Here is a 20,013-nt window from a genome sequence, read left to right on the forward strand (position 1 = left end):
GTGAAACAGAATCAGAGACTTTATGTGGTGATGAATAAGGAATCAGATTTCCAAAAGGGGCACGGCTTCCAGGTGGAAATCTCGCGGGAAGGCGTCCAGCTCAGGGAGGATGCGCTCTTTGGTATCTATACCACCTGCGTCTGGGACAGCAGGGAAAAAGAGATGACCTGGCACCGTCTCCGGGCAGATGTGGCGAAAGGGAGCAGTGTCTCTTTCACCGTGCAGGTCTATGCCAGTGAAAGCCCCTGGATTACCGTGGAAGGAAATACCAAGAAAATCGAGGATTTTCTGGCTGAGGAGCGGCCGCCGGAGGAAAAAGAACGATTCATGGCGCCTTTTCTCGCCGCCGTGGCGGAGCACCCGGAGGAGGCTTTGCTCCTCGGCGTAAAAGGGCGGTATCTGTGGCTTTCCTTCCGTTTCCTCCGCAGGGAAGAGGAGACGCCGATGCTGCGGGGGCTGATGGTTGAATTCCCCAGGCGCTCCTGGGTTTCTTATCTCCCGGAAATCTATCAGAGAGAGCAGGGGGCGAACGCGTTTACCGAGCGTTTTTTGGCCGTATTCCAGAAGATGAGCGAGGAACTGACAGACCGGATCGAGGCGGTGCCTTCCTGGATGGAGCCTTCATCCACCGGTTTTTCCTTTTTGCAATGGCTGGCGGAGTTGTTTTCCGTGGAGGAGGCCGGAATCTGGAAAGAGGAGCAGCTCCGCTATTTGATCTCCCACGCGGCCCGGCTGTACCAAATCCGGGGAACCGCAGAGTATTTAAAAGAAATCATTCGGCTCCACACCGGTTTTCCTCCTTTTTTGGTGGAATACCACCGGGTGACTCCTTTTCGGAAAAAACTTTCCGACGGAAGGCGGGTCAGCGAGCTTTACTGCAGCCAGCCCTATGAATTTGCGCTGCTGCTGCCGCAGAAAGAGACGGCGGACGGCAACGACAATAAAATTCTGCGGCGGATGGTGGATCTGGCGAAACCGGCTGGAATGGAGTGCCGGATCCTGACGCTGAAACCTTATATTTTTCTGGATCAATACTCGTATCTGGGGATCAACAGTGTGCTCGGACGTTATCAGCCGGCCCGTCTGGATGGCCTTTGCGCCGTTCCGTTTTCCACCGTGCCGGAAAGTGAGAGGAAAGGAAGGAATATCCATTGAAAAACCTGAACTATTTTCCCTTTGAGAGAAACAAATATTTTTATGGGAAGCTTCTGAGTGTCGATGACTTTGAAACCGAACAAAAATATATGAACAATAAACGCCGGATGGGAAACCGGTTCCTCCATGGCTGCGGCGTAATCAGCGGGCTGAATGTGGTGCAGGTGGACGACCGCACCTTTTCTTTGGAAGCAGGCCTTGCCCTTGACTATGCCGGGCGGGAGATCGTCGTGGAACGCCCGGTGACCAAAAAGCTAACGGAAATTGAGGGGTTTGACTCCTATACCGAGGAAGATGAGGAGCGCAGCAGCCTCTATCTGTGCATTGAATATGAAGAACGCGAAAAAGAGCCGGTCTACAATGTGGCCGGAGACATCCGCGCTTCCCTGCGGGACGGTGAGTTCAACAAGGTGGCGGAGGGCTATCATCTGTTCCTGACCAATGAACAGCCGGAGTCCGGCATGACCGATTTAGATGCCTACTACGAGGAGCGGACCATGGTTTATTGGGGAAACGGGGTGCAGATCACACAGATTTTCCCTCGGTTTTTGGAGAGCGGCCAGGAATTTGGCTGGAAGCTGGTTGTGGAGAACCTGGGGGAAGCGCCGCTCCGTTTTTCCTACCGCTTGCTTCTCGATTTCCTGGAGTGCGGCGGACAAGATTTTATCAACGTTGCCTTTGATGAGGAGGAGCACGAGAAGACCGGTCACTATGAGCTGGCCTTCCGCGCCAGGGCCCTCTCCGTGAGAAACACCGACGGAAACGCCTCGGTGGAGGAAGACAATTTTACCATGTCCCTGGGAGGACGGCCGGTCTATAATGCCAAGTTTTCCGGCGGCAACACGATGCGGATTCTGGAAGGCGGCCTGGAGGAAGAGATCAAGGGCCGCTATTACCGGGAGACCATGGATAAACTGACCAAGGAAACCGTCCGGCAGGACATTTATCTGGCGGAGCTTTCCGTCATCCGGGCCGAGACCACCTATGTGATCGACCGCGTCCGCCCGATGCCCTTTGAACAGTATGTGTACAACGGGGTTTTGGCTTCTCTGATGGACCGGATCACCCAGGATAAAATTGACGGGCTGGAAAAGAGAATGAAGACGTGGGAGACCAAGGGGATTTCGTTGAAAAAGCAGTCCGGAGGCCGCGCGGAGAGACCGGCGTTCCAGATTGCCACCGGAACGGCCGTGATCGACCTGGGAATCGGCGGCACCGCGGGCCAGAAATTTTTCTCCCAGGAAATCACCCATGGCCTGGGGCTCGGCGCGGTGACCGTCTTGTTGGGGGAGGCCTACAGCCTGAAGGACGACAGCAAAATCCTGTTCGGGGATCCGGATGTTTTTGAGGATAAAGGCCTATCGGTCAAGGGGAAGTTTGCGGCCAGGGTCAATGTGGCGGCCGGCACTTTCATGATCGGCCTGGCGCTGTCCGAGACCACAGTGACACGCCGGGTCAAGATCCACTGGACCGCCATGAAGGACAACAGCGAACTCCGCTACGACAGAGAGGAACGTGGACTTTATCTGAAACCGGAGATGGCATATTTGAAGCTGCGGGAGACCTATTATTTTGAGCCCATCTTCACCGGCGCGGCGGAGCACGGCGTCCGTTTCCGGGTCAAGGAAGCGGAAGGCGGCGCCATCGACGAAAATGGCATGTACACGGCGCCCAATATTCCGGGGGTGTATGAGGTGATCGCCGAGAGCACCGCATACCCGGATCTGCGGGCATCTGCCTTTGTGGTAGTCAGGGATATTTAGAAAAGAGCAGAGGTCTTTTATGATAATTCAGACGTTGGACAAAGCCTATGAGGTCATTAAGAAGTTTGAGGAAAATTCGGAGCGCGCCGTCTACCTGTGCCGGATACCGGGGGACGCGTCGGGAAGCTCCTATTTGGTGACCGCTTTCAACAGTGAACAGGTTCCGAGGGAGCATGTGATCTATTTCATGGAGCTTTCGGTTAAACAGCAGACCGAGGATTTTGAAGAATGTTTCCTGAAAAACGGTTTTCTGTATCTGGTGTTCCGGCATCAAGAGGAGAGGAAACTCCGGAACGAGCTGGGGGAGGAGCGCCTTCCCGTGGCCGAACGCCTTGCGGTCAGCCGGAGCCTGATGGACCGGATTGTCCAGAAAAATCTTCCGGATTACCTGCTCTATGAGGCGCTTTCGTCTGAGAACGTCCGGGTGGCCGGGGACAGTTCGGTCTGCTTTACCTATTTTCTGAAAGAGACCGGGCAGATCGGAAAAGAACTGTTTCCGGATATCTGCGGGCGGCTGGCAGGCTGGCAGGAATCGCTGTTTGCCAGGGAGATCGACGGACATGCCGCGGAGCCCATGGCAAAATTTGCCGAGAGCCTCCGGACCGGAAAATATCATTCCTACGCGGAGATTTACCGCAGATACAAAGCGGTCTATGAAAAAATGAGAGATCAGGCGGCAGTGGATGGTCTGCAGCCGGAGACTTTTTTGATCAAACTGTGGAAACGCCTGAAAAAAATAGGAAAATGGCTTCGTCTGCTGCTTTATGCGGCGGTGCTGCTGGCACTGCTTGGATATCTGGTTTTTACCTTTCTGGCGCCGGCGGAGGGCGATACTCCAGTTCCTTTCCAACAGATCGGGGAAGTGGTGATCGGGACAGAAGAGGGGACTTCCGCCGCAGGCGCGAAAACTACGGCAGAGGAGACCACAGCGGCAGAGACTACAAAGAGGGAAACCACGGCCGGCCGGTAAGGAGAGGGATACATGAAAGGAAATTGGAATATCAAACAGAATATCCAATACGGCGCCACAAAGCTTTTGCAGGCGATGACGTATCCGTTCACCCAGTTCGGCCGGAAAGTCAAACGAAAGCTGAATTTGAACGGGGTGGTCAATACGGTGGTGCGGGATGTCCGCACCGGCGTGGATGAGACGATCAAGCAAAAGCCGGCCTCGGAGAAAGACTATTATGTGGTTGGCCAGTATTATGCAGCGAAAAAGTTGATTTACGGGATCGCGGTGCTCATCCTGCTTTTCGCCATCGTGATCGTAAAATGGGGATACCCCTGGCTGCGCTCCACCTTTCTGACCCGGACAATGGAAGTGAACAGCGAAACCATGTACGGCTACAGCGGCAAGGTAAAGCTGACGTATCCGGGAAGCAGCCAGGTTTTGTTTGTGGGACGCCTGGAGGACGGACGGATCAATGGAGACGGAAAGCTCTACGATTCCGACAATCATCTGATTTACCAAGGCGGCTTTTTGCTGGAACTCTATTCCGGAACCGGGGAACAGTATTATGCCGACGGAACCACCCGCTACAAGGGCAGCTTTTCCATGAATCAATACGAAGGACAAGGGTTTTTATATTACCGGAACGGTACGCTCCGGTATGAGGGAAACTTTGCCGCCGGGCTCTACGAGGGAAACGGAAGGGAATACGCCGAGGACGGAAGCCTTCGATATCAGGGAGCCTTTGTGGAGGGACTTTACGAGGGGGAGGGGAGCCTCTATCAGCCGGATGGCCAGCTAATCTACAGCGGAGGTTTTGCTTCCGGTCAGTATGAAGGCCGGGGAAATCTATACCGAAACGGCCAGCTGGTCTACAGCGGAGGTTTTGCCGCCGGTCAGTATGAAGGTACGGGAATTTTGTACGATAAAAACGGGGAGGTTGCCTACCAGGGAGAGTTCAAGGGCGGCGTGCCTCACTCCGGGGAAGGCAAAGAGTACGGCGAAGATGGAAATTTGATCTACGTCGGGGACTATGTGGACGGATTAAAGGAAGGCTTTGGCAAGGAATATGATCTGGAAGGGCGGCTGGAGTACGAGGGAGAGTTTGTGGCCGGACTGCGGGAAGGCAAAGGGACTTATTACGAGAGCGTCAGCGGCATTCCCATTTACGACGGGGAGTGGAAGGCAGGGCTTTATGACGGCCAGGGAACTCTTTATCTGGATGAAAAACAGGCCCTATATGTAGGCGGATTCAGCGCCGGGGTCTATGATGGGCAAGGGATCCTCTATACAAAAAAAGGAACCATTGATTATGACGGAGAGTGGAAAGCCGGCATCCGGGAGGGAGCGGGCAAAGCCTATGAGAAGGGAGTTCTGCTCTACGACGGCGAATGGAGGGCAGGGCTTTATGAAGGCCAGGGCAAGCTCTACAACACCGCCACCGAAGCATTGATCTATGAGGGAGCTTTTGTGGCCGGACAGTATGAGGGAGACGGGAAAGAGTACGACCCGTGGACTGAGCTGCCGGTCTATGAGGGCGCCTTCCGGAAAGGCCAGTACAACGGCAAAGGCGTCCTCTACAATGTGGACGGGAATATGATTTACGAGGGGGAGTTCTTAAACGGGATGCGCAACGGGGAAGGCGTCAGCTATGACGGGGACACCGGTGTCGTGACCGGGGAGGGAACGTTCCGGCGCGATGAGCTGGTGACGGACAAGAGGACGACCGAAGCGCCGGCGGAAGCACCTACTGAGGCACCGACGGAAGCGCCGACGGAGGCACCGACAGAAGCACCTACTGAGGCACCGACGGAAGCGCCCACCGAGGCACCTACTGAGGCATCGTCGGATGCGGAGACAGGTGGAGCCTCAGAGGGAGAAAACCCAGATGCCGGACTTGGCTGAGGATTGGAAGGAGGAAACCAGATGAGATATACGGCGATTGCGGAGGCGGGAAATGCTCTGGTGCATCTGCTGAAAAGCCAGATGGTGCCGGAAACCCTGCAAAATCCGGATCATATCGGGCTTTGCAGCCCGGCGGACAAGGGGGATTTTGAGATCGGCCTTCATCTCTATGACGTAAAGGAGAGCGAGGAAGTCCGCAGCCATGAGATGGTGACGTTGGATGCCTCCAGACAGAAGTACCCGCCGGCTTACCTGACCCTTTTCTACATGGTGACAGCTTACTCCAACGGGGATGTCAAGTACCGTTCCGAGGAGGAACAGCGCCTGCTGGGGCGGGTGATTCAGGTATTTCACGACTATTCGGTCCTGGACGGGGGGCTGCTCCCCGCGGGCGGAGCGGAGACAGAGCCGGTGGTGGAGATGCTGCCGCTGTCCCTGGAAGAAAAAATGAGAATCTGGAGCGTGCCCAATACGGCGTATAAAACATCTCTGTTCTATAAAGTCGGCCCCATCGCCGTGGAATCCACCAAGGCGAAGGAGGCGAGAAGAGTCACCGATGTATCGTTTTCCGTCAGAGAGTAGGAGGGCTTATGAGGATTCAGGATACCGTGCAAATCCGGGTCTCTCTGGTGCTGCGCTTTTTCGATTCATTTACGAATCAGCCCATCGGCGGATCGGGGCTTCGGGTGGAGATCCCGGAGGCTTTAAGCCCGGTCAGAAAGCCGGACGGCTACTATGTATTTACCGGGATATCCGGGGAGTGGGTCCGGGTGTCGGCCGGAGGCCCCTGGTATGGAAGGCGGACATTTGAAGTCCCTCTGCGCCAGGGCGGAGAACCGGTGCAGGTGAAAAAAATCAGGCTCTTTCCCAACGCATCCTGCCCATTGCCCGCGGGGACAACCTGCGCTTACGGGAAAGCGGAGCCCGGCGAGATTCTGGCCGCTTACTGTCCCGGCGACGGGGACTACAAAAGGCTGCTGTATGATGGAACAAAAGGAGCGGAAGAGATCTCCCTGTATGGCAGGGAGGAGGAAGACTTGGAGGGCTGCGTCTTTTGCCTGCTGGACGCAGGCGAGACCGAGGGAGAGTTTCTGGAGCTGGGAGAGCAGATCGAACGGGCCAGAGGGATTTACCGTTTAAAGGCGCCTCTCTCCGCCGGCCATAAGAAGATTGGAACCAAACTGGTGCCGGTGCGCCAGGCCGAGGCGGACCCGGAGGGCAATTATTTTCTTCCCCTTTCCGTTCGGGGGAGCGGAAGCCGGGAATACGTGTTCTGGAGAAAGTCCATCGGTCGGAAATCCGTTTCCAGACTGACCAGAAAGGAACTGGCTGAGGGTGTCCGAAACCGGGTGGACTGGAGGGAGGACGGATGAACGAACCAAAGCCTTACATAGGAAATGAGGAGTATTTGGAGGATCTCATCCAAACGGTCCGGGACTATCTGGGACTTTACCGGCGTTTTTGCCTGCTGATGGACGAGGACGGACGGCTGCTGCGCCGGAAGGGGTCCGTGACCTTTGGCACCGACCTGGAATTTTCTCTGGAAAATGATCTGAGCGAGAGGGAAAGGCAGGAATACGAGCAGGAGGCGGAGGAACTTCGGGAACAAATCCGCCGGATGGGAGAGCGGGGAGCCTCTTCTTTTCGGAACCACACGGCCATTCCCTTGGAGTATTTGTTTCAGATTTTTCATCTGGACGAGGCGGAGCGTTATCTGGTTATTTTGGCGGCAGCCCCGGCCTTTGACCGGTCCTTGGAGCGGGCGTTCGGCCTGTTTCAGGATGACTATAAAAAGACGGCACCGGACCTGGATTTGGCCGTGCGGATGTATACGGCGGATAGCCGGATCCGCTACGCCATCCGGCAGAGATTCCATTCGGAGGACAGCCCGCTCCGGTACTTTTTCGAGGCGAAAGAAGCGGAAGGAAGCGAGACCCTTCGTCTCTCTTCCCGCATCCTGTGCCTGATCTGGAATTATGAGGAGGAGGACCCGTTTCTTGCCGAAGAGGCGTTTTTGGAGCTGCCCTCCCGGAAGTCTGAGTCCTCCGGGAAGCGGGAGCTATTCCGGAAAACGAAGCCTTCTCCGGAGACAGTCTGCGGCGAAGAACTGTTGGATCAGGCATTACAGGCGGCCGCAGCGGCAAAGACACCGACGGTATTTTATTTTTTCGGGCCGGACGGCGTGGGAAAACGGACCCTCGTCCGGCGGATGGCGGAGAGACTTTCCGTTCCGGTATTGTGGGTAGATTTGAAGAAACTGATCCGAAAGCCGGAACTGGCGGAGGAAAAGCTTTTGGCCGTGGACCGGGAAATCCGCATCCGGATGGCAATGGCCTGCTTCATTCATTTTGAGGCGTTGCAGACGGAGGACAGGGACAGCGAGGCGGAAAAGGGCCGAAAAGAAAAATTGAAAGGCTTCCTGTTCCGGCGGATTGCAGGAAAACAGCGCCTGACCTGTCTGATCTCTTCAAAGGAGTGGAAGGAAGAGTGGGAGGAGGATGCTGTCTGGCGGCTGGATTTTCCCCTTACGGTCCCGGAAACGGAGCAGCAGATTCTGCTTTGGAGGGAACTGCTCACGGCTCATCCCACCGATGGAGTCGGAGCGGAGATGTTGGGAACCCGGTATTTCCTGACGCCGGGGCAGATTGCGGCGGCGCTGCGGGAGGCTGAGGCCGAGGCAAGACGAAAGGGGAAAGAAAGGCCGGGGGAGGAAGAACTTCTCGCCGCCTGCCGGAGAAGGCTGACCGTAAACCTGGGGAACCAGGCGGTCCAGGTGAAATCCCTGTATACCTGGGAAGATCTGGTGCTGCCGGACCGGCAGAAAAAAGTGCTCCGCCAGGCCTGCGATCAGATCGAGTTTCAACATCAGGTTTACGGACGGTGGGGTTTTGGGAAGAAGGTGGCCTACGGACGGGGCGTGTCTATGCTTTTTTACGGCCCTCCAGGGACCGGGAAGACCATGGGGGCCCAGGTGCTGGCTAATGCCTTAAAGATGGAGCTTTACAAAGTAAACCTGTCCGCAGTCATGTCCAAGTACATCGGGGAGACTGAAAAAAATCTGGAAAAGATTTTTGACGGCGTGCAAAACACCAGAAACATCCTTTTTTTCGATGAAGCAGACGCCCTGTTCGGAAAACGGACGGAGGTCAAGGATTCCCATGACAAATACGCCAATGCGGAGACTGCGTATCTTCTACAGAAGATGGAGGAATACCCCGGCATCGTGATTTTGGCGACCAACTATATGCAGAACTTTGACGAAGCCTTTAAGCGGCGTCTGAAATTCATGATTGAATTTCCGTTTCCCGACAAGGCTTGCCGGAAACAGTTATGGAAGCAGGTATTTCCGCGGGAACTGCCGCTGGGGGATGTGGACTATGACTATCTGGCCGAGCGCTTTGAGCTGTCCGGGAGCAGCATTAAAAATATTGCGGTCGCCGCCGCATTCCTGGCAGCTCCCCAAAAAAGACCAGTGGAGCTTTCGGATCTCTTGACCGCGCTCCGACGGGAGATGGAGAAGGCGGGAAAAAGTATGCCGTCGGAAAGTTTTGGAGAATATTCAGATCTTTTGGAAACACCGGCGCGCTTGACATAGTCGTTTCAGCATAGACAGAGAGGTGAGAATATGGCATACGGTGAAAATGAGAACTCTGCCCAGGATCAGCGGGAGGAGGAGACCAGACAAGAGGAAGCCAGGCAGGAGCAGCGGGAACAGCAACAAGAGCAGCAGGACAGCCGGGAACTGGAGGCAAGCAGACAAGCAGCCGGAATTGCGGATGTGGATCCGGCATCAGCTTCTCCGACGGAGGAGGAGGCCACACCGGGGAAATCCGGCCCCAGACAGCACCGGACCGGAAAGAGCACGGCCTATCTAAATGAGCTGGGCGCCATGGAAACGCAGCTGAAGGATTCTGAGAAATTTTTCCGGCGGTTTAAAGACAAGGTATGGCGCACTGCCGATGAGGAGAAGCAGGAGACCGCCCAGATGGATTTGCTCCGGGAGCGGGATAAAGTTTCCAACCTGGCTTATCGAATATCCGGCTACCGGGCAAAAGCCAAGGGGCGGAGAAGGGAAAGGCAGATCCTGCAAAAAGTGCAGAAGCTGCTGGACCGCTGCGATGCGGTGACAGGACAGTTTGACAGCTGTATGGACGCGGTAAAGGGGAGCATCACCGACCGAAAAACAGAGGATATCATCCGTCAGCTGGATAAACTGCGCCGGGAGCGCTGGGACGTGATGAAGGTGAAAAAGCCGAATTTTGCCCAGTACCGGAAGCTCTCCAGCTGGCTGGATTACATCGAGCTGCAGGCAAACCGTCTGGACGCGCCCATATCGGAAAAGGGGATCCGGCGCCAGAAATATCTGCGGGGAGAGATCGATTTTGACCGGGAACGCCTGAAAGCAGTCGGGGATAAGCTGTCTCCGGAAGATCAGAAGGAGATGAAGAAAAGACAGGAGAAATCAAAAATCCTGGAACAGGCCCTGAACACCAAGTACAACGTGGCCAGTCCGATTATCCGCCTGATCTGGAAGTCAAAAGCAGTCCAGGGGAAGCACAAAATAGAAAAAGAGCCGACCGGACTGGAAAAAGCCAAGGACAAAGTCACCTCCATCAAAGAAACGTGGGATGAAGTGAACGAGGATGTTTCCAGCGTGGCGGATCCCATTGTGGAGCATCAGACGGACGGAGAGACGGAATCCCTGGGAGATTGGCTGAAAGGGCACGCATCCACGGTGATCAAATGGCTGACCGGCAAGCTTCACCTGGATAAAGCGGCGGAAGAGGTCGGAGGGGTCATGGACAAGGCCGAAGCGTTCAAAGAGAAACTGGATGAACTTTCGGATCTGTTCGAACCCCTGGTGTCGGCCGGAAAGTTCATCATGGGCATCGGCGATTTTATGAAGCAGGCCAAGGATATGTCTGCGGAGGAGATTCGGCGCAATATGGAATCTATTCTGGGAGACGGGCTAAATTTTGTGGTGTCGAATGTGCTGAAGCTGGTGGGGCTGTTTAAGCCCGTGCCCTTCCTCGGGGCGATCGCGGATCTTTTTGCAAACGCGGTAACCATTGTCCAGCAGGTGCTCCAGATGATTGACCGGCGGCATTACAAGAAAGAAGTCACGGTGAAAAAAGAACTGGGCAAAGCGCAGATGATGGAGAAAAAAGAAAAGTATGCCCAGGATCAGGATCTGAAAGATCTGAATCTGTTTGGCTTTGCCGGCACACGGGAGGAGAGCAAGGGCTTCATCACCAAAAAAAAGATCAATGCAGCTCATATCCAAAACCAGAAGGATAAGGAGAAAGATCCAAGCACACTCACGCTTAAAGATCAGGCGGACGCCCTGGAAGCAGAGCTGGGCGGCAGCGGAAATATTTACGATCAGCTGAATGAGATGAAGCTGCGGAAAAACAGCGGCTTTTTGAGTGCGGAGGAAAAGCAGAAATATTATAAAATGAAAACCCTGACTCGGATCCGGGAGCACAAGGAGATGAAGGAAGACAAATATGTCAATGAAAAGCGGATCCGCCAGAATTGGGTCGATATCGCCCATGAAGGCGTGTCGGTGGTGGCTAATATCTGCGATCTGATTCCGGGCTACGGAACCGCCGTGTCCAAGGGCCTCAGCTTCGGAAATTCGGTGGCTAAAGTAGGGCATAAATACGGCACTAAGATCCGCCAGAAGTTCCGGGACTGGACCGGATCGGAAAACTCCACGGAAAATAAAGCAATGCGGCGTTCTGCCATGGCGGAAAACATGTACAGCCAGATGCTGTACGTTTCCAACTATATGAAGGAGGAAGGCAGCACAGACCCGAAGGAGCAGCTATTTTCCGTGGGGGAAAACAGTGCGTCCAAAGTCAGCAAGCAGATGAATTACCTGGATATGATGGCCACGACGCTGAGCTACCAGTTCAGCAAGATGCTGGGGTCAGAGAATCAGGACGATCTGCTGGATCTGATGAGCAGCGCCTTCTCGCGGGAAGGCTGAGGAAAGGAGTAACATATGGCAGTGATGGGACGGGAGGAACAGCTCCACCATTTTGAGAGACTGAAACATTTTATTGACGGGACCGGGCTGACTGCGGAAATTTTGGAGGAGAACCCGGCGGTGCCGGCCCTTTCCCTCCTGATCGGAATTCCGTCGGAAGAACCGGAGGAAAACGGGGTGGAACGGTTTTTGGTGATGAACCATATTCCGGTGGAGGAGAAGAATTCCAGATATACCTATTATTTTCACCTCCTGTCCGAGATTCCGCTGGAAGCCGGGGCACTTGACACCGAGCCGGTGATGCTGGCGGTCAACGCCATGAACGCGGTGACGAATGTCGGGCATTTTGTGTACACGCGGGCGGATGAAAAGAAGGCAAGGGTTCAGATGCGTTACACCATTGCAGCGGACGTGGAAGAAAGCCTGCCCGGAAGCGTGCTGTACGAGTGTGTGGACTTTATCTTTTCCGCCTGCAGCGTGATGGAGGAAATCCTGGAAGGCATTGCCGCCGGGATGCCTCTTCCGGAGATTTTTGCGGCGGAGGGAATTGAGAGGGGGACGTTGGGATGGGGATGATGGTCTGCGGGGGCGCCATGTGCATGTGCAGCTTTGGCATGGCCCCGTCCTCCCTGGTGGTTACCCCGGAGAACCGGTTGTTAACCGGCGCTCCGGCGGCCACAATTATGGATCATGTTCCGCTAAAAAATATTTTGCCTTTTGGCATGTGCTCATCTCTGGCGAACCCCACTGTGGCGTCCGCCACGGCGGCTGCCCTGGGCGTTTTGACCCCGATGCCCTGCATTCCAGTCACCCAGGCGCCTTGGGCTCCAGGATGCCCAACCGTGCTGGTCAATGGAAAACCGGCGCTGAACAATACCTCAAAGCTGATCTGTAATTGGGGCGGTGTGATCCAGATCACGGTTCCGGGGACGGCGGGTATCTTAATTCCCTGAATGGGGAATCACTGTTTTACTCTGGTTATGGAGCAGGGGTGGAACGAAGGTAGAGAGAAAGACGTAAACAGATGCAAAAAGTAAAGCTGAAAGATTTTAACAACCTGGCAAAAACGTTAAGCCTAAATTTTTATCATTTTTGTTATGCAGAGCAGACGAATGTGTTGGAAGATTTTATCAGGCGCCGGAATTCCTGCTATGCGGCGGAACCCTTAAAGCGTATGATGCGGGAGGTGGCGGATGCGATTGGGGCCGTGGTTTTAAATACCTCGGTCCAGGATTACCTCCCCTATGGGGCCAGCGCTGCGGTGCTGGTGGCGGAGCATCCGTTGGATGCGGCCATGCACTTGGATAAAAGCCATTTGACGGTTCACACTTACCCGGAAATCTGTTCGGAGAAACATATGGCGTCCTTCCGGCTTGATATGGAGGTGTCCACTTGCGGTTGCCTGCTGCCCTGCTCGGTATTGGAATTTTTGATGGAGCGCATTCGGCCGGATCTGGCCTGGGTGGACTACCGGGTCCGGGGGTTTACCAGGGATGAACAGGGGGCGATCTGTCTGGCGGATGGCTTGCCAGAGTCGGCCCGCGATCTGCTGTCGGAAAAGACGGCGGGTTTGTACGAGAAAAAGGTAATCGCAGCGCCGGAACTTTCCTATTTTCATATGAAATTAAAACGCAAAGATAACGGGATGTCCGCGGAACTGCTGCGGGAGCTTTCCTTGATGTTTCAATAGAGCTGGGGAGATCAATATGGAACGATGGTTTACAGAATATTATACCGGAAACACCCGGTTTGAGATTGCATATACGGAAAAATTGATGGAGGAGCAGTCGCCCTTCCAGAAAATCGAGGTCTTTCAGACGGATGATTTCGGGAAAATCCTGGTCATCGACGGGTATTTGATGATCACGGAGAAAGACGAATTCATCTATCACGAAATGTTGGTTCATGTGCCGATGGCGGTGCATCCGAATGCGGGACAGGTATTGGTGATCGGCGGAGGAGACGGCGGAGCAGTCCGGGAACTCTTGCGGTATCCGGAAATTCAGACGATCGACCTGGTGGAGATCGATGAGCGGGTAGTAAAAGCCTGCCGGAAATATTTCCCGGAAATCTCCGGAGGACTGGGCGATCCCAGAGTAAGCTGCCACTACCAGGATGGAACCGTATTTATCAAAGAGAAAAAGAAAACCTATGATTTGATTCTGATCGACTCCACCGATCCGGTCGGACCGGGAGAGGGCCTTTTTGGAAAAGAATTTTATCAAAATTGCAGCGATGCGTTGAAGGAAAACGGAATTCTGGTGAATCAGCACGAAAGCCCCTATTATCCCGGAGACCGCCGCTCGATGCTGCGGGCTCATCAGCGGCTGCAGGAGGTGTTTCCTCTGGCTGAAGTATATCATTTTCACATGCCGACTTATGCCTCCGGCCTGTGGCTGTTCGGTTTTGCTTCCAAGGGGCTGCATCCGGTAAAAGATGCGGACTTTGAGGCCTGGCAAGAGAGGAAGATATCGACCGGCTACTATAACCCGGACATTCATCGGGCCGCCTTTGCCCTTCCTAATTTCTTAAAACAGCAACTGGAGGGGACCGGCACAAAAGGATGGTGCCTGTTATGACGGCTTCGATGACTGCCTCCTTCCGATTCCCCTGGCAAAGATATGGATTCCGCAAGTTTACCCTGGAGGACCGGGAACTCTTGGAGCGCCATCTGGAGGATATTCCGGGAAATTTATCCTCCTATACCTGCTTTTCTTCCTTAATTTTATGGGATGACTGGACGAGGGTATATTGCAGGGAAAACGGCTCCTATCTCTGCCTGCTTTTGGAGGAGGGGCCCAGCGACCAGTGGCAGGTCATGCCGCCTTTGGGACCCTACGACGAGGAACATTTTGAAGAACTTTCCGCATTGTTTTTGGAGTTGGAGCGGATGTTTCAGGAGAATGGACTTTCTTTTTCCTGCTGTGAGATCAAGGACTGGATGCTTCCCTATCTCAAGCGGATGGGGTTGCAGTGGGAATTTTATTATGGAAGGGAAAACAGCGATTATCTGTACCGAAAGGAAGATTTTTGCAAAGCCCTGGAAAATCCGAAGGTACGGTACAATATCCGCTATTTGCTCCGGAAGTCCAATCCAATGCTTACGGAATTCCGGCAGGAAGACGCCGGTCTCTATGTGGAAGTCCTGGAGAAGGTTTTCTGTGACCGTCATTCCTGTGGAGAGTGTACGGAAGGGTGTCAGAAAAAAGTGCTGCTCCGAACGCTTGCCAATCATGAAAGGTTGGGAATTTATGGATTCCTGGTTTCCGTGGGAGACAGGCCGGTGGGATATACCGCTGTCGCACGGGTCGGGGACAGTTTAATATACCAGGCATTGAAACAGGTCCATGGAATCCGGGGATTAGCGGAGTGGATGCGGGAGCAGGCACTTCTTCGATATGGGGACAACATCCGTCTCATCAATTATACCGAGGATATGGGGCGGGAAGGATTGCGGAGACACAAACAGAATCTGGCGGTCTATCAACTGTCCCATAACTACGAGTGCGAAACAGCCGGTCAAGGCAGGGAGGAAGGAAAATGAAGAAAAAAGCAGTGGCGGCGGTGGTTCTGCTGATTCTCTGCGGAGTTGCTATTTTGATGAACCGGGACTGGTGGGGCGTGAATCCGTTCCAGCCGGTGACGGTGGGCGATGTGGTTTTGGCCGTACAGGATGAGAGCGGCAGAAAAACAGTGGCCGATGACTCCGGGATGCGTCTGACCGGAATCGAGGCGGACGGAACGGTTCGCTATTCCCTAGCCAGCAGCCAGAAAGATGATGAGAAAGGTTTTTATATTATCAAAAATATGGCGGCCGGCGGGGACGGTTCCGTTTATCTGCTGGATAAGATCTGTGAAGACGGGGAATGGACCGCCAAAGAGGCGGTAAAAAAGGTTTCACCGGATGGAAAATCTATCCAGGTACTGTATGAGAAAGAATATGAGGATCAGGTTTTTTCCGGAAACCTTCTAAACCTACAGGATCAAAACGGCGTTCTCTATGTGATGGAAACCTCGGAGGATGGGTTGACGGCGGTGGATGTGACTTCACCGGATCAGTCGGCCTTTTTTCCGTATAAAGATGCGGATCAGATGTTTCGAAAATGTCTGTTCGGGCCGGACGGAGACTTGACGGTCATTCTCCAGACCGGTCAGATCGTGAACATAGACCGGGAAGGAACCGTAAAGACCCTCTATGACCGGAGCGAGGAGACGGAAAAACGGATTCCTTGGTCTTTCAGCTATGGACCGGACGGAACGATGTTTGTCACGGATATCTGGAACCGGGAGGTCTGCCGCCTGGAAGAGGGACGGCTCCTGCCCTGCCTGTTCGCGGATGAGGCAGTCGGAGAGGCGTTCACGGTATCTTTGGAGAAAGCCAAGGAAACCAACATCTACTATCAGGTGGAGGCGGACCACGGACTTATCACCTGCAATACGGAAAGCATCGGCTGGATGGAGGGAGAAGAGTATCAGGCAGAATGTGACTTCTCTTTTGCACCGGGACTTATGGCAAGGGGAATCCTTTTTTGGATTTCCGCGGCCTACGCGGTTCTCTTTGCCGTGGCTGCTGCGGTTTGGGGGATCCGGTATTTGATTCGAAAAGGATCCAATGTTGCAAAAATCAGCCTTCTCGTGGTGGGAGGGACTGCAGTTTTGACGCTGGTGTTTGCCTTAATCGTTGTGAAAAATATTGAAGAGCGGCTTTCCGGCGAAGTTTTGAAAAGGGCCAACGCCATTGCGGAGATGACGGCTAAGTCCATTCCGGTCGATGCGCTTTTCGCTCTTCAAGGACCGGAAGATTACGGATCGGAAGCCTATGAGACGATCCGAAGCATCGTGCAGGAGAGTTTTACCGGCAGCGATGGATCTCTATCCGACATGTACTGTGTCCTCTATACCTTGGACGAGGATGTGGTGGTGACCCGCTTCATGCTGGAGGAGACCAGCGGTTCCGCCTACATGAACGAGTGGGACAGCTATGCGGAGAAAGAGATTTTAGAAAGCGGGGAAAGCGATTACTATACGACGAGCACCAGCGACGGCTTCTTTGTCTTTGACCTGACGCCGATTGTGGACGGCGATGGCAAAAGTGTCGGCCTGGTCGAAGTCGGAAAAGATATGAACACGCTGAAAGAGGAGAATGCCCAGCTAATCCGAGAACTTTACCTGAGTGTAATTGCTCTGGCGGTGGTGCTATTGATGATCGGCTTTGAGCTGCTTGTATTTGTGGAAGGCCGGAGGGAATACCGGATCCGGAAGGAAAAAGATCCGCACGCTCCGGTTTCTGTGGATATGCTTCGACTGATTGTTTTTATCGTCTTTTTTATCATCAACATTCCCACCGGATTCATGGCGATCTATGCGACACAGCTGGCGGGGACATCGGTGGTTTCAAACATTCCCACCTCGATTTTGGCGGCGATTCCGATCTCGGCCGAGGTGTTGACCGGAGCTCTTTTTTCCGTCTGGGGTGGCTTTTTTATCCGAAAGATGGGACATAGAAAAGCCGGCATCTTCGGCGGGATCCTGTTTACCGTGGGGCTTGGGCTTCGGTTTTTGCCGAACCTTTGGCTGCTGACCTTGGGAAGCGCGGTTCAGGGCTGCGGCTGGGGGATCATACTTTTGATCATCAATGTGATGATCGCGGAGAGGAATACGGAGGATGTCCGGCAGAGAGGCTTTACCGGCTACAATATTGCCTGCCAGAATGGAGTCAACGCCGGTGTTGTGTTCGGCGGCTTTCTGCTGAACTGGCTGAGTTACCGGCAGGTTTTCTTTACCGCAGCGGTTCTCAGTGTTATCGTGTTGGTTTTTGTACATGCGTATTTCAGCAACGTGTTCTCCGCACAGAAAGAAAAGGAGGAAGCTTCCCGGATTTCTTTCTGGAAATTCTTTTTCTCGCCGCGGGTATTTTTCTACTTTATCGGCATTTTGCTTCCGATTGTGGCGGGTGGATATTATCTGAATTACCTGTATCCGGTAATCGGGGAAAGCCTGGGTATGGCGGAAAGCCACATTGGATATTCCTATCTGCTCAACAGCCTTTGCATCATGCTCTTTGGAAGCATTCTGACCAACCTGCTGTCCAGGCGTTTGGGCCGGAAGCCTTCGATGATTTTAGCCTCTGTGATTTATGCCGGGACTTTCTTGATGGTGGGGCTTTCCCCCAGCGTGCCGGTTTTAATGATCGCACTGGTCACTCTCGGAATCTCGGACAGCTTCGGCATGTCGATCCAGGCGGCTTATTTTACGAACTTGCCGGAGGTGAAAGAATACGGCTATGAAAAATCCATGGGGATTTCCAATCTGGTGGAAAATCTGGCGGAGATCGGAGGTTCCTTCCTCTTTGGCTATGTGCTGGTGATCGGGTTAAAGGAAGGTCTGATGCTGGTCGCGGTTCTGGTGTTAATTCTTGCGCTGATCTTCGGAGTGGTGGGCAATGGCAGACGGAGAAGGAGAACGGGCCCGGCAGGCTGGTTGTCCGGAGACGGTAAGGAGGTGGCGGATTCATGAAAATTGGCCTGCGGGTTAAGTTCGCGGCGTTTTTTCTGATCTTTGGCTGTGGGCTCGTGGCAGCCCTATCGGCTTTGATCAGCAATTTCACGGAGACTTCGTTTATGAACCGGTATGCGGACAATCTCCTGCGCCTGATCCAGGTCGCGGAAGGGGTTCTCGATCTCACGCCGGAGGAGATCCGCCGGTATGGGGAGACCGGGCAGGAAGACGAGCGGTACCGGGAACTCCAGGACATGCTGAATGAGATCAAGACGGCGTCCCAGGTGGAATACCTTTATCTCATGTACTCGACAGGACCGGATTCCGCCATATACCTATTCGATGCGGCGACGCCGGAAGATGATCCAAATACCTTGGGGGTTCTGGGAGAAGAGGTCTTAGATTACCAGTACGATTACCAGAAAAATCTGAGAAATACCTTTGAAACCGGAAAAGAGACGAAGAATCTGGATGTGACGACTTCGGAGGAGATGGGCCATCTGGCAAGCGCCTATGTGCCGATTCTGGACGAGAGCGGAAAGGCTATTGCGGTGCTGGGAGCCGATGAATCCATGGATGAGATTTTAAAAGAGATCGAGGTCCAGCAGATGAGTATTGTAAAAAAGGTGGCAATCGGGACCGGATGCAGCCTTTTGGTTCTGCTTTTGATCGTCCAGTGGTCGGTGATCCGCCCGGTGCGGAAACTGAAGCACGGAGTGGAGCGTCTGGCGGAAGGAGAACTCGGCGTCACCGTTGATGTGAGAAGCCGGGATGAAATCGGTGAAATTTCCCGTATTTTCAACCGGATGTCCCGGAACATCGAGGGGCATATCCGAGAGGTGGAAGATCTGAATCAGGGATACGACCGTTTTGTCCCCTCAAAACTGTTCCATCTGCTGCGCCGCTCCAGCGTCGTGGACGTCCGGCTGGGGGACCAGGTAAATACGGAAATCGCTGTGGCCGCCATGCAGATCGATGGGTTTGGCGAGCTCAGCAGAAGGCTTCCGGCCGGCCGGCTGTTTGCTTTTATCAATCATGTTCTGTCAGAGTGCATCCCGCCGGTGATGGAAAACGGCGGTGTGATCGAACGTTTTGAGAAAGCGGGCCTGCAGGCGTTCTACACGGAGTCGGTAAAGGAGGCTTTGACGGCGGCGGTTACGGTCCGTCAGAAGATCCTTGCCGCTTCCAAAGCGGATACGCTGGGCGCCGGGAAGAAAGTGGATATCACCATCGGGATTACCTATGGACCGGTCATGGTAGGAGTGGTCGGACAGGACCGGCGCATGGACAATATTACAATCTCCGAACAGACTGTCATCGCAGAGTATCTGCAAAGAATCGGCCCCAAGTATTTTTCCGGGATTTTGGTTACCGGCGCCGCAGCCCAGGCGGTGCCCGGCTTTGAGGACAATTATCACAGCCGCTTTTTGGGCTTTCTGCGGGTGGAGGCCCTGAACCGGGCGGAGCGGATTTACGATGTCTTCGACGGGGATGAGGAGGAAATCCGTCATCAGAAGATGGTTACGAAGCGTACCTTTGAGAAGGGTGTGCGCCTATATTCAGCCGGGTTCTACTCGGATGCCAGGCGGGCGTTCATCGAGGTCCTGAAGCAGTTTAGAAAAGACGGCGCGGCCAGAGAGTATCTGTACCTCTGCAACCAGAAAGACAAAGACGAACCGGAGGAGGGAAAGATCTGTTATTTGGAGGTGTTGTAGGAGTCGGTGTTTCTGGATGGCCAGTCACATGAGCTC

The 20,013-nt window shown here is 54.0% G+C and carries 15 protein-coding genes; all 15 read left to right on the forward strand.

Translation table 11 applies throughout. The features are described 5' to 3' along the window. Positions 1-1,155, forward strand: a complete 1,155-nt coding sequence (locus tag MUB23_RS19740) for a phage tail protein (protein WP_244798256.1) — start codon at positions 1-3, stop codon at positions 1,153-1,155. After that, positions 1,152-2,918 (forward strand): hypothetical protein, encoded by a 1,767-nt coding sequence (locus MUB23_RS00650; protein WP_244798257.1) that lies wholly within the window; start codon positions 1,152-1,154, stop codon positions 2,916-2,918. The genes MUB23_RS19740 and MUB23_RS00650 overlap by 4 nt, the downstream gene beginning before the upstream one ends. 19 nt (positions 2,919-2,937) lie before the next feature. Further along, complete coding sequence (locus MUB23_RS00655) at positions 2,938-3,888, forward strand: hypothetical protein (RefSeq protein ID WP_244798258.1); 951 nt, start codon at positions 2,938-2,940, stop codon at positions 3,886-3,888. 12 nt (positions 3,889-3,900) lie between these two features. After that, a complete protein-coding gene (locus tag MUB23_RS00660; protein WP_244798259.1) occupies positions 3,901-5,772 on the forward strand; it encodes a hypothetical protein in 1,872 nt (623 codons plus the stop codon). A 21-nt stretch (positions 5,773-5,793) separates the two neighbouring features. After that, the gene (locus MUB23_RS00665; RefSeq protein WP_244798260.1) at positions 5,794-6,354 is read left to right on the forward strand and encodes a DUF4255 domain-containing protein; all 561 of its coding nucleotides are present in this window, start codon (positions 5,794-5,796) and stop codon (positions 6,352-6,354) included. Positions 6,355-6,362: 8 nt separating this feature from the next. Next, a complete protein-coding gene (locus tag MUB23_RS00670; protein WP_244798261.1) occupies positions 6,363-7,145 on the forward strand; it encodes a hypothetical protein in 783 nt (260 codons plus the stop codon). Continuing rightward, positions 7,142-9,367 (forward strand): ATP-binding protein, encoded by a 2,226-nt coding sequence (locus tag MUB23_RS00675; RefSeq protein WP_244798262.1) that lies wholly within the window; start codon positions 7,142-7,144, stop codon positions 9,365-9,367. Before MUB23_RS00670 ends, MUB23_RS00675 begins: the two co-directional genes overlap by 4 nt. Positions 9,368-9,397: 30 nt before the next feature. Next, positions 9,398-11,764: a hypothetical protein gene (locus MUB23_RS00680; protein WP_244798263.1), complete on the forward strand. Its 2,367-nt coding sequence runs from the start codon at positions 9,398-9,400 to the stop codon at positions 11,762-11,764. A gap of 15 nt (positions 11,765-11,779) precedes the next feature. Next, entirely contained in the window at positions 11,780-12,340 is a 561-nt protein-coding gene (locus tag MUB23_RS00685; RefSeq protein WP_244798264.1) for a hypothetical protein, read from the forward strand. Next, positions 12,331-12,717, forward strand: coding sequence for a DUF4280 domain-containing protein (locus MUB23_RS00690; RefSeq protein ID WP_244798265.1), 387 nt, complete (start codon positions 12,331-12,333; stop codon positions 12,715-12,717). The genes MUB23_RS00685 and MUB23_RS00690 overlap by 10 nt, the downstream gene beginning before the upstream one ends. 71 nt (positions 12,718-12,788) lie before the next feature. Continuing rightward, a complete protein-coding gene (locus MUB23_RS00695; protein ID WP_244798266.1) occupies positions 12,789-13,454 on the forward strand; it encodes an S-adenosylmethionine decarboxylase in 666 nt (221 codons plus the stop codon). A 16-nt stretch (positions 13,455-13,470) separates the two neighbouring features. Beyond that, positions 13,471-14,343, forward strand: coding sequence for a polyamine aminopropyltransferase (speE, locus tag MUB23_RS00700; RefSeq protein ID WP_244798267.1), 873 nt, complete (start codon positions 13,471-13,473; stop codon positions 14,341-14,343). Then, a complete protein-coding gene (locus MUB23_RS00705; protein WP_244798268.1) occupies positions 14,340-15,308 on the forward strand; it encodes a phosphatidylglycerol lysyltransferase domain-containing protein in 969 nt (322 codons plus the stop codon). The genes speE and MUB23_RS00705 overlap by 4 nt, the downstream gene beginning before the upstream one ends. Next, on the forward strand, positions 15,305-18,280 hold the full coding sequence (locus MUB23_RS00710; protein WP_244798269.1) for an MFS transporter: 2,976 nt from the start codon (positions 15,305-15,307) through the stop codon (positions 18,278-18,280). Before MUB23_RS00705 ends, MUB23_RS00710 begins: the two co-directional genes overlap by 4 nt. Next, entirely contained in the window at positions 18,277-19,977 is a 1,701-nt protein-coding gene (locus MUB23_RS00715) for a HAMP domain-containing protein (protein ID WP_244798270.1), read from the forward strand. The genes MUB23_RS00710 and MUB23_RS00715 overlap by 4 nt, the downstream gene beginning before the upstream one ends. Positions 19,978-20,013: the final 36 nt, after the last annotated feature.

It is taken from the genome of Cuneatibacter sp. NSJ-177 (assembly GCF_022867805.1).
In the GTDB taxonomy this organism is placed as follows: Bacteria; Bacillota; Clostridia; order Lachnospirales; family Lachnospiraceae; genus Pseudolachnospira.